The organism is Jiangella muralis (assembly GCF_001270745.1).
In the GTDB taxonomy this organism is placed as follows: domain Bacteria; phylum Actinomycetota; class Actinomycetes; order Jiangellales; family Jiangellaceae; genus Jiangella; species Jiangella muralis.
The window spans coordinates 97,124-117,187 of sequence record NZ_KQ434756.1 but is presented as its reverse complement, the minus strand read 5'-3'; the positions used below and the strand labels follow the sequence as shown (position 1 = coordinate 117,187).

Annotated in this window: 12 protein-coding genes; 7 read left to right on the top strand and 5 right to left on the bottom strand. The window is 73.1% G+C overall.

Annotated features, from left to right (window positions below):
- The 3 genes from ACW62_RS12505 to ACW62_RS12495 are packed head-to-tail and all read left to right on the top strand — an operon-like array spanning nucleotide 1 to nucleotide 2,088.
- On the top strand, nucleotides 1-846 hold the full coding sequence (locus ACW62_RS12505; protein WP_053204444.1) for a DODA-type extradiol aromatic ring-opening family dioxygenase: 846 nt from the start codon (nucleotides 1-3) through the stop codon (nucleotides 844-846).
- Nucleotides 843-1,178 (top strand): hypothetical protein, encoded by a 336-nt coding sequence (locus tag ACW62_RS12500; protein WP_053204443.1) that lies wholly within the window; start codon nucleotides 843-845, stop codon nucleotides 1,176-1,178. Before ACW62_RS12505 ends, ACW62_RS12500 begins: the two co-directional genes overlap by 4 nt.
- A 22-nt stretch (nucleotides 1,179-1,200) precedes the next feature.
- Complete coding sequence (locus ACW62_RS12495; RefSeq protein WP_053204442.1) at nucleotides 1,201-2,088, top strand: LysR family transcriptional regulator; 888 nt, start codon at nucleotides 1,201-1,203, stop codon at nucleotides 2,086-2,088.
- Nucleotides 2,089-2,717: 629 nt separating this feature from the next.
- On the opposite strand, the gene ACW62_RS12490 is transcribed toward ACW62_RS12495, so the two are convergent.
- On the bottom strand, nucleotides 2,718-3,692 hold the full coding sequence (locus tag ACW62_RS12490; protein WP_053204441.1) for a helix-turn-helix domain-containing protein: 975 nt from the start codon (nucleotides 3,690-3,692) through the stop codon (nucleotides 2,718-2,720).
- Between the two features lie 136 nt (nucleotides 3,693-3,828).
- Here ACW62_RS12490 and ACW62_RS12485 point away from each other — a divergent pair, with 136 nt between their 5' ends.
- On the top strand, nucleotides 3,829-7,893 hold the full coding sequence (locus ACW62_RS12485; RefSeq protein ID WP_053204440.1) for a S8 family serine peptidase: 4,065 nt from the start codon (nucleotides 3,829-3,831) through the stop codon (nucleotides 7,891-7,893).
- On the opposite strand, the gene ACW62_RS12480 is transcribed toward ACW62_RS12485, so the two are convergent.
- Together ACW62_RS12480 and idi are read right to left on the bottom strand one after the other, a co-directional pair.
- A complete protein-coding gene (locus ACW62_RS12480) occupies nucleotides 7,880-8,521 on the bottom strand; it encodes a pyridoxamine 5'-phosphate oxidase family protein (protein WP_053204439.1) in 642 nt (213 codons plus the stop codon). The two genes, ACW62_RS12485 and ACW62_RS12480, sit on opposite strands and share 14 nt — an antisense overlap.
- Nucleotides 8,522-8,775: 254 nt before the next feature.
- A complete protein-coding gene (gene idi / locus ACW62_RS12475) occupies nucleotides 8,776-9,378 on the bottom strand; it encodes an isopentenyl-diphosphate Delta-isomerase (protein ID WP_053204438.1) in 603 nt (200 codons plus the stop codon).
- A gap of 170 nt (nucleotides 9,379-9,548) precedes the next feature.
- Here idi and ACW62_RS12470 point away from each other — a divergent pair, with 170 nt between their 5' ends.
- Both ACW62_RS12470 and ACW62_RS12465 read left to right on the top strand, forming a co-directional pair.
- A complete protein-coding gene (locus tag ACW62_RS12470; protein WP_053204437.1) occupies nucleotides 9,549-11,369 on the top strand; it encodes an AfsR/SARP family transcriptional regulator in 1,821 nt (606 codons plus the stop codon).
- A complete protein-coding gene (locus ACW62_RS12465) occupies nucleotides 11,366-11,965 on the top strand; it encodes a carboxymuconolactone decarboxylase family protein (RefSeq protein WP_053204436.1) in 600 nt (199 codons plus the stop codon). Before ACW62_RS12470 ends, ACW62_RS12465 begins: the two co-directional genes overlap by 4 nt.
- Here the strand turns inward: ACW62_RS12465 and ACW62_RS12460 are convergent.
- Together ACW62_RS12460 and ACW62_RS12455 are read right to left on the bottom strand one after the other, a co-directional pair.
- Entirely contained in the window at nucleotides 11,952-13,187 is a 1,236-nt protein-coding gene (locus tag ACW62_RS12460; RefSeq protein WP_083459692.1) for a Dyp-type peroxidase, read from the bottom strand. The genes ACW62_RS12465 and ACW62_RS12460 overlap by 14 nt on opposite strands.
- Entirely contained in the window at nucleotides 13,187-14,002 is an 816-nt protein-coding gene (locus tag ACW62_RS12455) for a hypothetical protein (protein WP_053204435.1), read from the bottom strand. Before ACW62_RS12455 ends, ACW62_RS12460 begins: the two co-directional genes overlap by 1 nt.
- Nucleotides 14,003-14,280: 278 nt before the next feature.
- Between ACW62_RS12455 and ACW62_RS12450 the strand changes: the two genes are divergently transcribed.
- Nucleotides 14,281-19,668 carry an SdrD B-like domain-containing protein gene (locus ACW62_RS12450; RefSeq protein ID WP_157574706.1) on the top strand — a complete coding sequence of 1,796 codons (5,388 nt, stop codon included), beginning with the start codon at nucleotides 14,281-14,283 and terminating at the stop codon, nucleotides 19,666-19,668.
- Nucleotides 19,669-20,064: the final 396 nt, after the last annotated feature.

The window sequence follows — 20,064 nt, the reverse complement described above, 5'->3', positions numbered from 1 at the left end:
ATGGCCGAGCTGGTGCTGACCGCGGCGACGCCGCACAACCCGCTGCTGTGGCGGGTGCTGACCGACCCGCCGCCGGACGACCTGCGCGGCGTCGCGGCCAACTTCGCCCGCATCCGGGCCGCGCTGGAGGCCGCGGCCGTCGACGTCATCGTGGTGATCGGAACCGACCACATCCGGCAGTTCTACTCCGACAACAACCCGGCGTTCGTGATCGGGCTGGCCGACGACTATCACGGGACGTTCGAGAACGAGGTGCGCACGTTCGGGCTGCCGTACCGGGAGGTCCGCGGCCACCGGGCGCTGGCCGAGGCGATCGCCGGGCGCGAGCTGCTGACCGGGCCGATCGACTTCGCCGTCAGCCACGAGTGGCGGCTGGACCACAGCTTCGTGCTGCCGCTGCTCTACCTGACCCCCGAGTTCGACGTGCCGATCGTGCCGATCCACGTCAACGGCGTGCTGCCGCCCTTGCCGGGGGCAGACCGCTACGTCGCGTTGGGCGAGCAGGTGCGCGACGGCATCGCCCGCTGGGACTCCGGCGCACGGGTCGCGCTGCTCACGTCCGGGCACATGGCGACGGAGATCGGCGGGCCGCGGCAGTTCCTCGGCGGCGCGTCGTCGGACCCGGAGTTCGACGCCGAGGCGGTCGGCTGGATGCGCGACGGCGACTTGGCGGCGGCCGTGGCCGGGGCGACCTACGAGCGGGTCACCTGCGCCGGCAACATGACCTACCAGTACGTCAACGTGCTGGCCGCGCTCGCCGCCGTCGACGGCCGGCCCGCCGACCTGGCCGAGGCGACGCCGTCGCGGTTCGCCCCCAGCCCCTTCTTCCTCTGGACCGAGCCATGAGCGCGTACATGATGAACAAGTTCATGCGCGCGGTGGAGATGAGCGACGACGCCGTCCGCGCCTACGTCGCCGACCCCGCCGCGTTCGTCGCGTCCTGGCTGGACGGCGCGCCCGGGCCGGACCAGCGGCCCGACGACCGGGTGCTCACCGAGGCGGAACGGGCGGCGTTCGCGGCCCGCGACTACGGGGCCCTCTACGCGCTCGGAGCCCATCCGTACCTGCTGTGGCACTTCACCGAGGCCGTGTACATCCACGAGACGTCATGGCCGGAGCTGAACGAGCGCTACCGTGAGGCGGTACGTCCGCACGGATACCCGGACGCGATCGTGTGACTTGCGGGCCCGAGGATGAGGCATGGAGCTGGAGGACCTCACGGCGTACATCGCCGTGGTCGAGCACAACGGATTCCGGCGCGCGGCCGAGGCGCTGTACGTCTCGCAACCGTCGCTGACCCGGCGCATCGCCCGGCTCGAGCAGGAGCTGGGTGTGCTGCTCCTGGAGCGCAGCCGGCACGGCGTCAAGGTGACGACCCAGGGTGACGCGCTGCTGTCCGCCGCCCGCCGGGTGCTCGCGACGGTCGAGGAGGCGCGCGCCGTCACCAGCGGCGCGTGGTCGCACACCATCGTCGTGGCCTGCACGCCCACCGCCGTCAGCACCTATCTCACCGACTTCCTGGCCGACTGGATCCCGCAGCACCGCTCGACCCGGGTCCGGCTGATCGAGGACACCCCGATCCGGACCCGGCAGCGGCTGATGGACCACGAGTGCGACGCCGCCATCGCCTCGCCGCCGGTGCCGCGCGAGGTCGACAGCCTGCCGATCACCCGGGTGGAGGTCAAAGCGTTGATCCCGAGCGGACACCGGCTGCACGAGCCCGGGCCGCTGCGGGTCAACGAGCTGCACCGCGAGCCGGTGCTCCTCACCGGCGAGCAGTTCCGCTCCGCCAAGCTGCTGCGCTCGGCCTGCCAGATGGCCGGCGTGCAGCCCGAGGTGATCTTCGAGTGCAGTGCCGGCGAGACCATCGCGGCGCTCGTAGCGGCCGGCGTCGGCATCGGCGTGCTCAGCGACGCCATCGGCCGCCGCAGCAGCGACCTGCTGACCCGGCCGCTCTGCGACGCCGACGGCCGGCCGCTGGCGTTCGACCTCGCGATCAACTGGGTCCGCGGCCGGACCCTGCACCCGATGGTGCACGAGTTCGTCCACGACCTGTCCGCGTACACCCGTCAGCTGCGGGAGTCCTAGCTTTTCGCTTGGTCGCCGAGACTCCGACACTTGAGCCGAGTTTGAAGCCGGTGGCGGCGCCTCGCCGGCCCGGCGCAACGGTGTGGGACGGCTGCGTGATCGATGGGAGAACACTGTCGTGTCAGCGACAGTGATGCCGCGTCGTTTCCGCAGCGATCTCACGTCGATCTCGGCATCGTTGGGCGTGGCGACTGTGCGCCCTCTGGTGCGCCATTGGGTGGGATTACTGTGTTTGCTGGGTGGCGTTGCTGTTGTCAGGGGAACAGTGATCCGCCCCACCCGGTGCAGCGAATCCACACGGTGAGGTGGGGATCGTGTAACGGTTCGCCGTTTTGCGGCGGTGGGCCGTCCCCCTGCTGCCCGTGTTCGAGGAGCCTTTCGGACGTTTCTCGCCATCGAGGACGGCTCCGGGCATCGAGGTGTGCCCAGTCTTTCCCCGTCCCCCTGATAGGTGCCCGTTCTTGGCCGCGGGGCCGCGGGTCAAGCGGTCACCCAACGCGCGAAGCGCCATCGGGTCCGCTTGAGGCGCGGTCACGCGGCTAAGAAAATGGGCGCCAGGGGGACGGCCAACCTGCGGACCACGGCCAACGTGCGGACCACGGCGAACGTGGCAGACCCTAGTCCGCCGGTCAGACCCAGCCGCGTCGGGCGGCCTGCATGCCGGCCTGGAACCGGGTCTCGGCGTCGAGCAGGTGCAGCAGTCGCTGCATCCGCCGCCGCACGGTGCGGACGCCGACCTCGAGGTCGCGCGCGATCGCCTCATCCTTCGCGCCGCTGACCAGCAACGACAGCAGTCGACGGTCGTCGGCGGAGAGGTCCGGGCCGGCCGGCGACGCCGGGGCGGTGACGGTCAGCGGCAGCGCCCGCTCCCAGAAGAACTCGAACAGCATCACCATGGCGTCCAGCAGCGTGGACCGGCGGATGACGGCGCTCTGCGGGATGTCGGAGTCCAGCGTCAGCGGGATCAGCGCCACCCGGCGGTCGAAGACGGCGAGCTTGAGCGGCAGGCCGGGCAGCACCCGGGCGTCCTCGCCGGCGTCGCCGAGCGCGCGCACGTACGCCGCCGCGTCGTCCCGCAGCAGCGACTCCGGCGCGTACACGGTGCGCGAGGTGACGTTGCGGGCGAGCACCGACTGCTGCTGCGGGTTGTCCGGCGGGGCGGCGTACGGCGGGCGGTCGAACAGCAGCAGTTCACTGGTGCACGAGCTCTGCAGCTCCTCGAACCGCTGCGCCACCGCGGTCGCGCCGGTGAGGATCTCGACCAGCGCGCCGGGGTCGTCGTCGCGGCCGATGCGGTACTCCGCGCTGAGCTCGGTGGTCATCGCCAGCGCACCCAGGAGCTCCTGCTGGCGCTGGTGCACCAGGCTCTCGATCGCGGTCTCCGGCGTCACCGGCGCGTAGCGGCGCGGCCGGGCGCCGACCGGCCGGACGAAGCCGAGGTCCTGCAGCCGGCGCAGCGACGCGGTCAGGTCGGCGCGCCGGGGCGTCAGCACCGCGAGCTCCGCCAGCGAGCCGCCGGGCCGCACCAGCAGCGCGCGATAGACGCGTTCGTCCAGCTCGGAGATGCCGAGCGAACCGAGTGGCCGGGGCTGGGGTCGAGTCACGCCTTTCCCATCGAATGACCTAAACCGGACGTTGTCCGCTGCGGGCCAGCGCCGAGTATAGACGGCTGCCCACCGCGGCTGGCAGCGTGAACGCGCCCCCGGCGCCCCCTGAGCCGGGGCGTTGGGAGAGGCTGACGTGCGCACTCACGAGCGGGTTCGATGGTTCACGACGGCGTCCGCCGCGGCCGCGCTGCTGCTCGCCCTGGTCCCCGCCGCCGACGGCGCCCCGGAGGCCGCGCCCTCGGCAGCCGCGGCGAAGATCGAGCCGGAGTTGCGCGACACCCTGGCCGAGGGCGCGAGTGACCTGGTCATCGAGTTCGCCCAGCCCGACGACCTGGCCGCGGAGCTCGCCGCGGCCGCCGCCGTCCCCGACTGGACGGCGCGCGGCGAGGCCGTGGCCGCCGCCCTGCGAGACGCGGCGCGGACCAGCCAGGCCGACGTCGTCGCCGATCTCGAGGCGCGCGGGCTGCAGTACGAGTCGTTCTGGATCACCAACACGATCATCGTCGAGGGCGCGTCGGAGCAGCTGGCCACGCTCGCGGCGGCGGACGGCGCCGTCACCGCCGTGCGCGAGCCGGACACCGTCGCGCTGGAGCAGCCGGTCGAGAGCGCCCCGGCCGCGACGGCGGCCGCCACCGGCGTCGAGTGGGGCGTGGCGAACATCCGCGCCGACCAGGTCTGGGAGCAGGACGGCGTCAGGGGCGAGGGCATCGTGGTCGCGAGCATCGACTCCGGCGCCCAGTTCGATCATCCGGCGCTGGCCGGGTCGTATCGCGGCAACCGCCATGACGGCACGTTCGACCACGCGTACAACTGGTGGGACCCGTCGGCGGTCTGCGGCGACCCGTCCACCGTGCCGTGCGACAACGTCGGCCACGGCAGCCACACCATCGGCACCATGGTGGGCGACGACGGCGCCGGCAACCGCATCGGCGTCGCGCCGGGCGCCACCTGGATCTCGGCGAAGGGCTGCGAGTTCGACGGCTGCAGCGAGTTCGGCCTGACCTCGGCGGCGCAGTGGGTGCTGCAGCCGACCGACCTCGACGGCCGGAACCCGGACTCCGCGCGCCGCCCCGACATCGTCAACAACTCGTGGAGCGGCCCGGCCGGCGACGACTGGTTCCGCGACATCGTCCGGGCCTGGCGGGCGGCCGGGATCTTCCCGGTATTCTCCAACGGCAACACCGGCCCGGCCTGCGGCACCGCCGGCTCGCCGGGCGAGTACGCCGAGGTCTACGCCGTCGGCAACCACAACGTCAACGACCGCATCTCGTTCGACTCCAGCCGCGGTCCCGGCACCGGCGGCGACACCAAGCCGGACATCTCCGCGCCGGGCACCGCGGTGCGCTCCAGCGTCCCCGGCGGCGGTTACGCGATCTACAGCGGGACGTCGATGGCGGCGCCGCACGCCGCCGGCACGGTGGCGCTGCTGTGGTCGGCGGCGCCGTCGCTCGTCGGCGACGTCGACGCGACCCGGCGGCTGCTCGACGACGGCGCGCGGGACACCGACGACACCAGCTGCGGCGGGACCGCCGACGACAACAACGTGTACGGCGAGGGCCGGCTGGACGCGCTCGCCGCCATCGCGTCGGCGCCCACCGGCGATGTCGGGACGCTGAGCGGCACCGTCACCGACGCCGCCACCGGCGCGCCGATCGAGGGCGCGGAGCTGTCCGTCACCGGGCCGGCGTCGCGCGGCACGGCCACCGACGCGAGCGGCGCGTTCCGGCTCAGCCTGTCGGCCGGCAGCTACGACGTGACGGTCTCGGTGTTCGGCTACGCGCCGGTGCGGCTGGACGGCGTCGCCGTCACGGCCGATGCCACGACGGTTCAGGACCTCGCGCTGACACCGTTGGAGCGGGTCACCGTCAGTGGCGTCGTGACGGACGGGTCCGGCGCCGGCTGGCCGCTCGACGCGCGGGTCGACGTCGACGGGACACCCCTGACGACCGTCACCGACCCGGTCACCGGCGCGTACGAGCTGCAGGTGCCGGTCGGCGCGGCGACGCTGACCGTGACGCCGCGCTACCCGGGCTACGTGCCGTCGACCACGACGCTCGACCTGACCGCGGCGACGACGGCGGACGTCGCGGTCGCCGTGGACCCGGACACCTGCACGGCGCCCGGCTACCGCCGCGGCTCCGGCGGGCTGCACGAGTCGTTCGACGACCCGGAGACGCCGGCTGGCTGGAGCCTGGTCGACCACGCCGGCACCGGCCAGGGCTGGACCTTCGACGACCCCGGCGGCCACGGCAACCGCACCGGCGGCAGCGACGGGTTCGCCGTCCTCGACAGCGACGCCTACGGCGAGGACGGCAAGCAGGACGCCTCGCTCGTCACGCCCGCCGTCGACCTCACCGGGGTGGACCGGCCGGTACTGGAGTTCCGCACGGACCTGCAGCACTACTGGTTCGAGCGGGCCGACGTCGACGTGTCGATCGACGGCGGGACGAGCTGGCAGAACGTCTACCGGCAGCGGGCCGACCTGCGAGGGCCAGCCGTCGTGCGGGTGCCGGTGCCGGCCGCGGCGGGGCGCGCCGGCGTGCTGGTCCGGTTCCACTACGTGGGTGGCGACCACACCTGGTGGTGGCAGGTCGACGACGTCTACCTCGGCGACAGCGGCTGCGAGGCGGCGCCCGGCGGGCTGGTCGTCGGCGGCGTGACGAGTACGCACACCGACGAGCCGGTCGCAGGCGCCGAGGTCAACGCCGGTGCGGCGGCCGCCACGACGGCCGAGGACGGGCGCTACTGGCTCTTCGCCGCCGCGGGACGGCGCTCCATCACCACGACGGCGGGTGAGTTGACGCCGTCGACGGTGGGAGTGCGGGTCGCGGCGGGTGCGGTCACCCGGCACGACGTCGCGCTCGGCGCCGGTCGCCTGGAGGCCACGCCCGCCGTCGTCGAGGCGACCGCCGGCCGGGCGGGCGTCGTGACCGCGACCTTCACCGTCACCAACACCGGCGACCGCCCCGCGAGCTTCCGGCTGGAGGAGCGCGACGGCACCGGCTTCGCGTCCGCGTCAGCACCGTCGGCTGACACCGTCGCCGCTGTTGACTCCGTCCGGCGGGTGCCCGCCGAGGTGAGCCCGCTGCCCGGTGGCGAGCGGCCCGCCCTGGACGCCGCGCGTGCGCCGGTGCTGGACGCGGCGCCCTGGGCGGACCTCGCCCCGTACCCGACCCGGGTCAAGGACAGCGTCGCCGGGGTGCTGGACGGACGGCTGTACTCGTTCGGCGGCTCGCTGGGCGACGGCCCGCCGCTGCGCACCGCGTACGCGTACGACGAGACGGCCGGGAGCTGGACGGCGCTCGCCCCGCTTCCGATCGGGCGGCAGAAGCCGGCCGGCGCCTTCCTCGGCGGCCGGTTCGTCCTCAGCGGCGGCTGGGGTGACGACCTGCAGCCGGTCGCCGCCACGTCGATCTACGACCCGGCCACCGACACGTGGTCCGAGGGCGCGCCGAACCCGTCGCCCTGGGCGGCCTCGGGCACGGCGGTGCTGGACGGGCAGCTGTACGTCGTCGGCGGCTGCGCGGCCGAGGGCTGCGGCAACACCGACGTGCTCCGCTACGACCCGGTCGCCGACGAGTGGACCCGGCTGGCCGACTACCCGCAGAACACCGCCTGGACCTCCTGCGGCGGCATCGACGGGAAGGTGTACTGCGCGGGCGGCATCGGGCCGGGCAGCGACGGCCTGTCGTCCTACGTCTATACGCCGTCAACGGACAGCTGGTCGCCGGTGGCGGACCTGCCGCTGGACCAGTGGGCCGCGGCGTACGCCGTCGTCGACGGGCGGCTGATCGTGTCCGGCGGGTCGGCCGAGCGTTCCTCCGTCATCACCAACGAGACGCACGCCTACGACCCCGGCACCGACACCTGGAGCCGGCTGCCCGCCTCCGGGTACGCGCTGTACCGGACCGCCGGCGCCTGCGGATTCGTCAAGGTCGGCGGGTCTGACGGCCTCTACTACGGCGACCTCGCGGTCGAGCGGCTGCCCGGGTACACCGACTGCGCGCCGTCGGCGGACCTGCCGTGGCTGCGGGTCGTCAGCCCGGTGGGCGAGTTGAAGCCCGGGCAGAGCCGGACGGTGCGGGTGCTGCTGGACGGGCGCCGGCTCGCGGCCGGCGAGTACCTGGCCAGCCTGCGCGTCGACGAGTCGACGCCCTACTCGACGCCGCCGGTCGTCGTCAGGCTCACCGTCGGGTGATGGCCCGCACCGACGCCGGCACGGCGACGCCGTCGCGCAGGTCGGGCGCCGGGACGGGGTCGTCGTAGCCGCGCCGCAGCGGCACGACCCCCGCCCAGGCCGGCCCGTCGACGTCCTCGGGGAGGTCCTCGGGCCAGCGCTCGGACACCTTCAGCGACCAGTCGGCGATCGGCAGCGCGAGGATCAGCGTGGCCGCCAGTTCCCGCTTCGTCGGGCGGCGCAGCTCGGCGGAGCGGCCCGGCAGGATGCGGTCGACCAGCACGTCCAGAGCCCGCTCCTCGTCGTCACCGTCGAGGGTGGTGAAGCGGCCGAACAACACCGCGCTGCGGTAGTGGAAGGACGACTCGAACCCCGACCGCGCCACCACGACGGCGTCCATGGCGGTGACGCTGACCGACGCGGCCGCGCCGGTGCTGAGCGCCCGCAGCCACGACGAGCCGGTGGACCCGTGCACCAGCAGCCGGTCGCCGTCGCGGGCCACGGCCGTCGGGAACGCCACCGGGTAGCCGTCGACCACCACCGACACGTGCCCCAGCAGCACGTCGGCGAGCAGGTCGTGCAGCGCGGCGAGGTCGTGGATCGCCTTGTCGGACATGCGCGTCAGGCGGGTCGGCGGGTTCGGCACCATCGGGGCATTCTGCCCTGGGTGCGCGCAAAGGGCCCAGAAACGCCGAAAGCCTCCCGGTTCGGTGGTGCCGAGCCGGAAGGCGTGCCGTACGTGATCATTCTAGCGCTTCGGCGCGCGCGGCGGTAGACCCGCCGCCGAGGGGAGCGACGGTTGAGGAGTGTTGACGCCAGTGCCAACTTGTGGCGTCCTCGTCAACACTCCGTGCGGCACCAGCCTCCCGCACCGCTGCCGGGCAGCGGACTCAATCAGCGACGCTAGGCTGCCGGGCCCAGCGCGGCCGGCGGCAACTCGCTCCAGTCGCCGGCGGGCCAGGCGAGCGGATCGTCCGGCAGGGCGGCCAGTTCGGCGACCTGCCAGGCGCACCAGGGCGACACCTCGCGGCGGCCGGCCAGGACGTCGTCGCGGAACATCGACCAGGGCACCCATTCCAGGGCGCTGACCTCGGAATCGTGCGGTTCGGGCGGGTCGGCCGTCGTCGCGGCGTAGACCGGGCAGACCTCGTTCTCGACGACGCCGTTCGGCATGACCGCGCGGTAGCGGAACCGGGGCAGGACGGGTCGCAGGTCGCCCAGCCGGATGGTCAGCTCGTCCACCGCCCGCCGGGCCAGCGCCGTCGCCATGTCCTCGTCCGGGGCGGGATGGCCGCAGAACGAGTTCGTCCACACGTCCGGCCAGGTCGCCTTGCTGGCGGCCCGCTTCGTCACCAGCAGCGATCCCCCGGCGTCGAACACATAGCAGGAGAAGGCCAGGTGCAGCGGCGTCGCCGCGTGGTGGACCTCGCTCTTGAGCGCCGTGCCCACGGCGGCGCCGGCCGGGTCCAGCAACACGACCCGCTCGCCGACCAGAGTCTCTGCCATCTCGCCGTCCCCCTTTCGCGCAACGCCGTCGAAAGTGCGTCCGTGCAGGATGCCCCACTCGGCCACTCCCGGGCAATTGCCCGTCACACGCGACTTCACCCGAAAATCGGCCGCCAACTGTTCCATGGCCCGCCTTTCGTGGTCACAATCGACCCAGCGGGGGGAATCGCATGGGGACGATCCGGCTCCTGGGGCCACCGGCCATCGAGCGCGACGGCCGGCCGGTGCGCGCGCCCCGGGGCCGGAAGGCATGGGTGCTGCTCGCTTACGTGCTGCTCGCGGACCGGCCGCCGAGCCGGCAGCGGCTGGCCGAACTGTTCTTCGCCGACGCCGAGGATCCGCTCGGCGCGCTGCGCTGGACGCTCGCGGAACTGCGCCGGGCGCTCGGCCGGTCCGACGTGCTCACCGGCGACCCCATCGCGCTCGGCGGCCTGCCCGACGACGCCGTCGACGTCCGGCTACTGTCCGACGAGCTGGGCGATCCGGCGCCGCTGCTGGGCGCCGGCCACGAGCTGCTCGAAGGCGTCCACGTCGCGTCCTGCCCGGAGGCGGAGTCGTGGCTGGCGGTCGAGCGGCACCGGGTGTCGGCGCTGGTCGAGTCGCGGCTGCGGCAGACGGCAGTCGCGCTGCTGGCCGGTGGCCGGGCCGCGGACGCCGTCCCGTACGCGGCACGGGCGGTCGAGCTGAACCCGCTCGAGGAGGGCAACCACGAGCTGCTGGTCCGCAGCCTCGCCATGGCCGGGGACCGGACGGCGGCGCAGTTGCAGGTCGCGGCCGGGCGGGACGTGCTCATGCGCGAGCTGGGCGTCGAGGCGTCGGTGGCGCTGACGGAGGCCGCGTCGGCCGCGTCGGACTCGCCCCGGACACCGGCGCTGAGCGGCCGCGCGGCAGCGCTGAGTCAGCTCGACGCGGGCCGCGCGGCGATCGTCGCGGGCGCCGTCGACCCGGGCATCCAGAGCCTGCGCCGCGCCGTCGCCGAGGCGGCCCGCTGCCGGGACCCGCGGCTGCAGGCCCGGACGCTGACGGCGCTCGGTGGCGCCCTCGTGCACGCCGTCCGCGGCCGCGACGAGGAGGGCGCGCTCGTCCTGCACGAGGCGTTGCGGTCCGCCGCCGCGGCCGGTGACCGGGCGACCGCCGTCACCGCGAACCGCGAGCTGGGCTACGTCGAGGTGCAGGCCGGTCGCCGCGCCGCCGCCCGGGGCTGGCTCTCGCGCGCCCAGGAGCTGGCCGAGACCGACGCCGAGCTGGCCGCGATCCTCGGCGTCCGCGGGCAGAACGCGTCCGACGAGGGCGACTACCCGGCGTCGTTCACCTACCTGAACGACTCGATCGAGCGGGCCCGCACCGCCGGTGACGACCGGCAGGAGGCGTGGTCGCTGTCGATCCTGGCGCGTGCGCACCTGCTGCGCGACGAGCGGCACCAGGCCGCCGTCGCCGCGGACCGCTCGCTGCGGATCGTGCACGAGCAGCGCTGGCTGGCGTTCCTGCCGTGGCCGCAGGCGCTGCGCGCCGAGGTGCACCTGCGCAACGGCGAAGTCGCCGCGGCCGCCGACGCGTTCGAGCAGTCGTGGGTGCTCGGCTGCCAGGTCGGCGACCCGTGCTGGGAGGGGTTCGCGGCGCGCGGGCTCGGCCTCGTCAGCGCCGGCCGCGGCGACCGGCTGGCGGCGGCGGAGTGGCTGACCGAGGCGACCGTCCGCTGCAACCGGACCACCGACCGCTACCACTGGATGCAGGGCCACGTGCTCGACACCGCGATCGACGCCGCCCTCGAGCGCGGCGACGACGACCTCGCCCGTCCGCTGGTCACGTCGCTCGGGACGCTGGCCGCGCGGGACGGCATGCGCGAGCTGGTGGTCCGCGCGCAGCTGCACCGGCACCGCCTCGGCGACGGCGGCGCGCTGGCGACCGCCCGGGTCCTCGCCGCCGACGTCGACAACCCCGTCCTGACCGTCCTGATCGACGATCCCGACCGACCGAAGGTGACCCGATGACGCACTTCCTGGCCGACGCGCCCGACTCGCCCGCGGCGCAGCAGCTCTACCAGCACGACCTCGCTGAGGACGGCTACGTCATGAACGCGTCGCGGCTGTGGGCGTACGGGCCGGAGGCGCACGAGCGGCTGTTCGACCTGATCACGCACGTGTGGGAGAGCAACGCGATGACGTTCAGGCAGCGCGGCATCCTGGTCGGCGCGACCGCGTCCTCGCTCGGCGACTCGCTCTGCTCGCTGGTGTGGGGCTCCCGGCTGGCCGGCGAGGCGGACCCGGACACCGCGGCCGCCGTCCTCACCGGCCGCGACGACGGCCTGACCGCGAAGGAACGCGCGATGGCGGCGTGGGCCCGCAAGGTCGTCCGCGACCCGAACGGCACCGCCCAGCGCGACGTCCAGTCGCTGCGCGAGGCCGGCTGGACCGACGGCGAGATCTTCGCGATCACGGTCTTCTGCGCGCTGCGCATCGCGTTCTCGACGGTGAACGACGCGCTCGGCGCCCGGCCGGACGCGGAGATCCTCGACCGCGCCCCGCAGGCCGTCCTCGACGCGGTCGACTTCGGCCGCCCCATCGAGGACCCCGTCAGGGCAGGGTGACGCCGAGCGGGTGGTCGGCGTCGAAGCCGGGGAGGATGAGGAAGGTCGCGCTGCCGGTCGGCGTCACGTAGCCGCCCAGGTCGTCGACCTCGTCGAGCCGGAACTGGGTCTGGACGAAGGTGCGCAGGTCGCGCTGGAAGCAGACGAACAGCAGGCCGGCGTCGGCGGCGCCGTCGTCGAAGGCGTAGCCGCGGCGCAGCATCAGGGCGCTGCCGGTGACGGACGGGTGCGCCGCCCGCACGTGTGACCGCGCGGGCGTGACGTACAGGCCGTCGGCGGTCTTGGCGAGCAGGTCGACCTCGCCGGTGGGGCCGCCGCCGGACAGCGGGGAGCCGTCGTTGCGGTGCCGGCCGATGACGGCCTCCTGACGCTCGACCGGCTCGGCCGTGAACCGGGCGGCGTCCAGCCGCAGCCGGCGCACGACGCAGATGCTGCCGCCGGCCAGCGGGCCGTCCGCGATCCAGACGTGTTCGTCCTGCTCGTCGGCGTTCTGCGGCACGATCACGCCGTCGTGGAAGCCGAGCGGATTGCGCGCGATCGTGCCGGTGCCGGGCGCCCGGAAACCGCGCTGCGACCACCGCGGGACGGCGTCGGGGTCGGCCCGCTCGGCCAGCCAGGACGCGCCTCGGTGGACGTCGTTGGGGTCGCTCGCGTAGACGGCGATCAGCAGGTCGCCGCCGGTCCGTTCGGGCGGCACGGAGGAGTCCGCGGCGAACGCGGGCAGCGGCTGCGCGCCCGGGAGATCGGCCCCGAACGCGGCGACGACCCGCGGCCCGAGCCCGATCGTCGCCGTGAGGTCGCCGGGCCCGTCCAGCAGCCCGGCCTCGGCCGCCCGCTCGCCGGTGAGGTCGAGGATCGCGGTGCCCAGCCGTGCGCACAGGGCCCGGACGGCGTCGCGGTACGGCGCCGTGGGTGCCGGCGTCGCGACGAGGTCGAGGACCAGCAGCAGGCCGTGCGGCTGCGGCGTCCCCGGACGGGCGATGCCGGCCTGGTGCGGCCCGGCGGCGTCGACGGCGTCCGGCCGCCCGCCCACGGGAGCGGCGGGCGCCTCGGTCGTGGCCGCCGCCCGCCGCTCGTCGTCGGCGGTCGCACGTCCGGCGGCCAGTCCGGCGGCGCCCGCGAAGCCTGCGGCGGCACCGGCGGCGGCCAGGCCGCGCAGCAGGTCACGGCGCCGGGTGCGGCCACTCGGCGGGGTCGTCGGGTCGGTGTTCTGCTCGGTCATCAGCCGCTCGCCGTCGTCGTGAGGAAGGCGCCGGCGACGTCGACGCCGGGCGCGTCGGCGAAGTCGACGGTGGTCCAGTCGCCCGCGCCGCCCAGCCGGGTCTCCAGCCGCAGCAGCCGGCCCTGCTCGTCCACCCAGTACCGCACCGTCGCCTCGCTGCCGTCGGCCGCGCCGGTGGCGGTGGCAGGGTCGTAAGCGCGGTCGGCGGTCGGCCCGGCGACGACGTCGACGGCAACGCCCCCGACCTCGTCGGAGCGCAGCCAGCGTGCGTCGGTCTGCTGCAACAGCAACGGGTTGTCGGGCCGGTCGCTGGCGGCCTGGAAGACCAGCGCCAGCACCGCGTGCAGCCGGGACTGCTCCGGCGCCAGCGCCGACGACGTCCACGCGGCGTCGTCGGGCGGCGGCAGCGGCGGCCCGCCGCCGTCCGGATCGGCCGGCCCGACCGGCGCGTGCGAGGTGAACCCGGACAGCGTCCACGCCACCAGCTCCGGGTCGGCGCCGGCCTCGCCGACCTGGGCGTAGCCGACGTGCTGGGCGAAGTCGGCCCAGCCGTCGACGGTGAGGGTGCGGCCGTTGTCGACCACCTCGAAGCGGACCGCCCGGACGCCGTCGGTGTAGTTCGTGTACCGCATCATCGACAGCCGCTGCGCCTCGTCACCGGTGAGCGGCCGCGGCCCGTCACCCGACTCGGACGCGCCGGCCGCGGCGTCCGGTTCGGCGTCGCCGGAGCACCCGCTGAGCGCGAGGACGGCGACGGCGGCGAGGGCCGTGGCGTGCGCCAGCCGCCGCGTGCGCGGTCCGGTCGGAGGGGTCATGCGCCCGAGTGTAGGCATGGCCACGGCTCGCTCACCTGGCAATTCGGACACTCGAGCCGGGGAGTTCCGCTTCGAAACGTGATGTGCGTCACATCGCGTGCTGATCGCCATGCCGGCCGACTCTTCATGGTCAGCGCCGTCGTCTATCCGGGCCCCGGGTGGTGCGGCGCCGAGGTGCAACCGCAGTTGTACGACAGCGACGGAGGACCCCTGTGAGAGCGCTCCAGGAACGCGGCCACGGCCGACCACCCCAACCCCGCCCACGACGGGCCCGCGCGGTGGGGGGAGGACTCGTCGCCCTGGGCCTCGTCGCATCCGTGCTCGGTGCCGCCGGTGCGTCCACCCTGCCGGCGCAGGCCGCCGTCGGCGATCCGATCACCGGCACCATCTGGCAGGACTACGACTCTGACGGCATGTACGACACGTTCGAGGCGTCCGGCCTGCTGGAGGGCATCGAGGTCTACGCCTACGACGCCGCCGGCAACGTCGCCGGCCCGGTGACCACCGCGGCCGACGGCACCTACTCGCTGCCGGTGACCAGCGACGCCGGTCCGTGGCGGGTCGAGGCGAACGTGCCGGACACGCCGGAGTGGGAGGAGTGGCGCGACTCCGTCGTCGGCCGCGCGGCCGGCTCGAGCAACGGCACCACCGTCCAGTTCGTCGACGCCGTCCCGGCGACCTCGGTCGACTTCTCCTTCCAGACCCCGGGCACGTTCGTCGAGAACAACCCGTTCGTGTTCCTGCCCGCGTTCCGGTTCGGCGGCCACGACGGCGCCTTCTCCGCCGAATTCGGCGGCGCGGCGCACGAGTACGAGGCGATGAGCCCGAACACCACGACGGCGGTGCCGACCACCATGCAGGTGCCGTTCGGCCAGATCGGCACGACCTACGGCACGGCCTACCAGCGGGCCGAGGAGCCTGGCGTCATGGGCTCGGTGTTCGCCTCGGCGTACGTCCGGCGACACACCGGTATCGGCCCGGGCGGCATCGGCGCGATCTACAAGATCACGCCGGACGACGGCACGCCGGCCTCGCCCACCGCCACCGGCGACGTCTTTCTGGACCTGACCGACTACGGGATCGACGTCGGCAGCGACTCGGACCCTGGCGCGGCGGTCGGTGACCCGAACGGCCTGCGGCCGATCATGGCGCTCGACAACCCCGCCTACGACTGGGGGCGCGACACCCAGGCCTGGGACCGGGTCGGGCGCGAGGGCCTCGGCGCGATGGAGATCTCCAACGACCAGGAGTCGCTGTTCGCGGTGAACCTCCACAACCGGTCTCTGGTCGAGATCGGCATCAGTCGCGACGGCACCCAGGTGCTCGACGTGACCGAGCACGAGCTGGACTCGTACTTCCCGGACGGCAGCGACCTGCGCCCGCACGGCATCTCCGCCAACCCCGAGACCAACGAGATGTACCTGACCGTGACGGACACGGCCGAGTCCACCGGCAGCCGCGCCGACCTGCACGCCTACGTGTACTCGTTCGACCCGGCCGATCCGACGGACCTCACCCTGGTGCTGGATTTCCCGCTCGACTACAACCGCGGCCTGTTCGCCGGCCTCTTCAGCGCCAACTACCAGCCGTGGACCACCAACTCCGCCGACTGGCTGCAGTTCCTGCAGGGCAACGTGATGTACTCCGCCGTGCCGATCGTCGCCGACGCGCGCTACCTGCACGGCGATCTGGTCGTGGGCATCCGCGACCTGGGCGGCGACCTCTTCGGCGCCTACACCAACCTCGCACCGGACAACGACTTCCTCGTCGTTCCCCGCTCGCTCGGCGGTGAGCTGCTGAAGGCGGGCTCGAATGGCGACGGCACCTGGAGCATCGAGCAGAACGGCCAGGTCAATGGCCAGCCGGGCGCGAACACGCAGGTGACGCTCAACGGCCCCAACGGCCAGCCGGGCAAGTTCTTCATGGACACCTGGGTGAACGGGGCGGAGCACCTCGGCGCGACGCTCGTCGTTCCCAGCCGTGAGGACGGCATTCTCGAGACCGGCCTGCACACGGCCGAGGGCGGCTTCCAGGTCGGCACCCGCCGGTACTTCCAGGACAACGGCGGGCTGGTCGAGCCGCGCGGTGCGGCGATCATCACCGGGACCAACGTGCCGCCCGGCGCGACGGTCAAGGGCAACGGCCTCGGTGAGCTGACGGCGATGGCGTCGGCCGCGCCGATCGAGATCGGCAACTACGTCTGGTACGACAACGACAACGACGGCATCCAGGACCCGGACGAGGCTCCGGTCGAGGGCGCCACTGTCAACCTGTACGAGGTGGACGAGGACGGCAACCGCACGCTCGTCTCCACCACGACGACCGACGCGAAGGGCGAGTACTACTTCTCGTCCAACGACCAGGACTACCAGCTGAAGACGCACACCGACTACGTCGTGGGCGTCGACAACCCGGCGGACTACGAAGCCGGCGGGCCGCTGGAGAACTGGTATCCGACGGTGCCCGACACCGGTGACCCGAACTCCGTCGACGCGAACCGGAACGACTCGGACGGCCTCGTGGAGACCACCGACGACGGCGACTTCCCGTACGCCGCCATCACCACCGGCGGTCCGGGCGAGAACGACCACACGATCGACTTCGGCTACTCGAACATCGACTACGAGTTCGACAAGCGCACGGTGTCCGGACCCACGGAGAACCCGGACGACGACGGCACGTGGACGGTCGTCTACGAGCTGGTCGCCGAGAACACCGGGATGATCCCGGGGGCGTATCTGCTCACCGACGACCTCACCGGCTACGGCGACGGCGTCGAGGTGGTCGACACCGAGGTGGTGTCCGGTCCGCCGGAGGCCGACGGCCTGCTGAACCCGAACTGGGACGGCACGACCGACCTCAACGTCGTGACCGGCGAGGTGCCGATCGCGCCGCAGTCGACCGTCGAGAACGGCACCGAGCACGTCTACACGCTCGAGGTCACCATCCGGCTCACCACCGACCCCGACACCGGTGAGGTGACGGCGGTGCCGGAGAACCTGGCCTGCACCGACGGCCAGCAGGCCGGCGACGCGACGACGGGGCTGTTCAACCACGCCACGCTGGACCCGACCAACCACGAGGACCTCACCGACGACGAGTGCGGCGACCTGCCGATCGTCACGCTCGACAAGACCGTCGTCACCGAGCCGCACGTCGTGGACCGGGAGAACCAGCCCGGCGTCTGGGAGATCACCTACGGCCTCACCGTCACCAACGAGTCCGAGGTGCCGACCGACTACGACCTCGAGGACGCGCTGCGCTTCGGCGCCGGCATCGAGATCGTCGACGGCTCGGTGGTCGCCGCGAACACCGTCCCGGGCACCATCACCACCCGGCCGGAGTACGACGGCGTCAGCGACCTGCTGATCGTCGAGGACGAGCCGATCGGGGCGCTGGAGGCGCACGAGTACACCGTCACCGTCCAGTTCACCGTCGACCTGCCGAACCCGCCCGCCCAGCCCGACCCGTCGGACTGCACGCTGGCCGGCGGCGAGGGTGAAGAGGGCACGGGGCTGTACAACGACGCGAACTCGTCGTTCAACGGCTACCCGGACACCGACACCGAGTGCCGTGAGGTCGGCCAGCCGACCCACGACAAGACGCTCATCTCGGCCACGCCGATCGGCAACGGCCAGTGGGAGATCGTCTACGGCATCGACGTGACGAACAAGGGCGTCCAGGCGACGTGGTACGACCTGTCGGACGAGCTGCACTTCTCCGACCAGGTCACCATCGTCTCCGCCGACGTCACCGTGTCGCCCGCCGAGGCCACGCTGTTCGACCCGCCGTGGAACGGGCAGGACCAGCTGGTCGTCGCCGAGCAGGTGCCGCTCCTGGGCACCGACGACGACGGGTACGCGCCGCACCACTACGAGCTGACGGTGATCGCGGAAGCGCCGCTGCAGCTCGTGCCCGGTGAGGGCGGCGAGGACCCGACGGCGTGCCCGGGCGAGGGCGGCGACCCGACGGCGGACACGGCGTTCAACAACACGTCGTCGCTGACCGACGAGGCGGGCCTGACCGAGGACGACCAGGCCTGCGCGCCGCTGCCGTCGATCGACATCGAGAAGACGATCAGCGACGGGCCGACCGCCAACGGCGACGGCACGTGGACCATCACCTACGACCTGGTGGCGTCGAACACGGGCGCGGGCGACGGTGACTACACCATCAGCGACCAGCTCCGCTACGGCGAGGGGATCGTCGTCGAGTCCTCCGACGTGATCACGACGCCCGAGGGCGTCACCGCGCTGGACACCTGGACCGGCCAGGGCGCGGACGGCGACCCCGTCAACGTCATCGCCGAGGACGTGCCGCTCGCCGCCGGCGGGGTGCACACCTACCAGGTGCAGGTGGTCTTCTCGCTGGACGAGGAGACGCTCACCGACGAGTCGATGACCTGCCCCGAGCCGGACTCCGGCGAGAACGGCGGGCTGGCCAACAGCACCGGCATCGAGCACAACGACCTCACCGACGACGACGAGGCCTGCCTCTCGCTCGGTGAGCCGGACCTCGACAAGGAGCTGGTGTCCGCCGAGCCGGTGGACGACGGCCAGTGGCAGGTCGTCTACACGCTGACGGTGAACAACCTGCTGCCGGGCGAGACCACGTACGACCTCGAGGACGAGCTGCTGTTCGGCGACACCGTCGAGGTCGACTACGCCGAGATCACGGACTACCCCGAGGGTGTGGACGTGAACGAGGACTGGGACGGTCTCGAGGACACCCTCATCGCCGAGGACGTGCTGCTGCCGGGCATGAACGACGACGGCTACGCGCCGCACGTCTACACCATCACCGTCGTCGCCGACGTCCCCCCGAACTTCGAGGTGGACGACGACGGCAACACCGCGGCGGCGTGCGCGGGTGAGCCGGGCGACAACTGGGAGAACGGCGGTCTGAACAACGGCGCCACCCTCACCACCGAGGGCGGCGACGAGATCACCGACACCGACTGCGCCGACCTGCCGTCGATTCACCTGGACAAGACCATCGCGTCCGGGCCCACGTCGACCGGCACGAACGCGTACACCATCACCTACGAGCTGGAGGTGCACAACGACGGCGCCGCGGCCGGGGACTACGTGCTGAGCGACCAGTTCCAGTTCGGCACCGGCATCGACGTCGTCGACGTCACGGCGGCCAACACCGACCCGGGCGACATCCCGGTGCTGGACACGTTCACCGGCCAGGGCGAGGAGCCCGACGCGCCGGAGAACGCCATCACCGGCGACGTCACCATCGACGTCGACACGACGCACACCTACGAGGTGACCGTCGCGGTCACGGTCGACCCGGCCACCGCGACCGCCGAGTCGGTGTCGTGCCCGGACGACCCGGGCTCCGGCGACACGGGCGGCCTGCTCAACCTCGGCCTCGTCGACCACAACGGTCACGAGCTGGACGCGGACGCCTGCGCCCCGCTCGACCCGCCGACGCCGCCGGAGACGCCGGGCACGCCGCCTCCGGGTGGCGATGACGACGGCAACGGTGGTGGCGACGGCGGTAGCGACGGTGGTGGCGACGGTGGCGACGACCTCGCTGACACCGGTAGTGGCACGTCCGCGCTGCTGCTGCTCGCGGGTGGCCTGCTCATCATCGCCGGTGGCACGGCGTTGGTGGTCACGCGTCGCCGCTCAGGGACGGGGGGCCTGATCGGCTGACGGGGGAGCGAGCGGGGCCGGCCGGGGTGGCGGTCGGTCCCGCTCGTCGGAAACGATCGGGTGACCTAGCGGCCGCTTCTGGTGGCCGCTTCGTCACCTGATCGTTTCGTGTCCGCATGCTGGAGTTGATCAGGTGACGTTGCGCTGTTCGTGGGCGCGGTTTGGTCACCTGATCGTTTTCCAGGGGTGGATCAGGTGGCGAAGCGGCGTCGCTGGGGTGGTGTGCGGTCAGGCGGCGGCGCTCGGGCCTTTCGCGCGTTCGACCCGGGTGTGCACGCCGCCTGGTGCTCTGCGGTCGGATGTGGTGGCAGAGCGCGATCGCGCGATGGAGGTCTGCGGTCAGATCTGACGGCAGAGCACCAGCGTCCTGGACGGGTCCTTGACCTGTGGTGATGC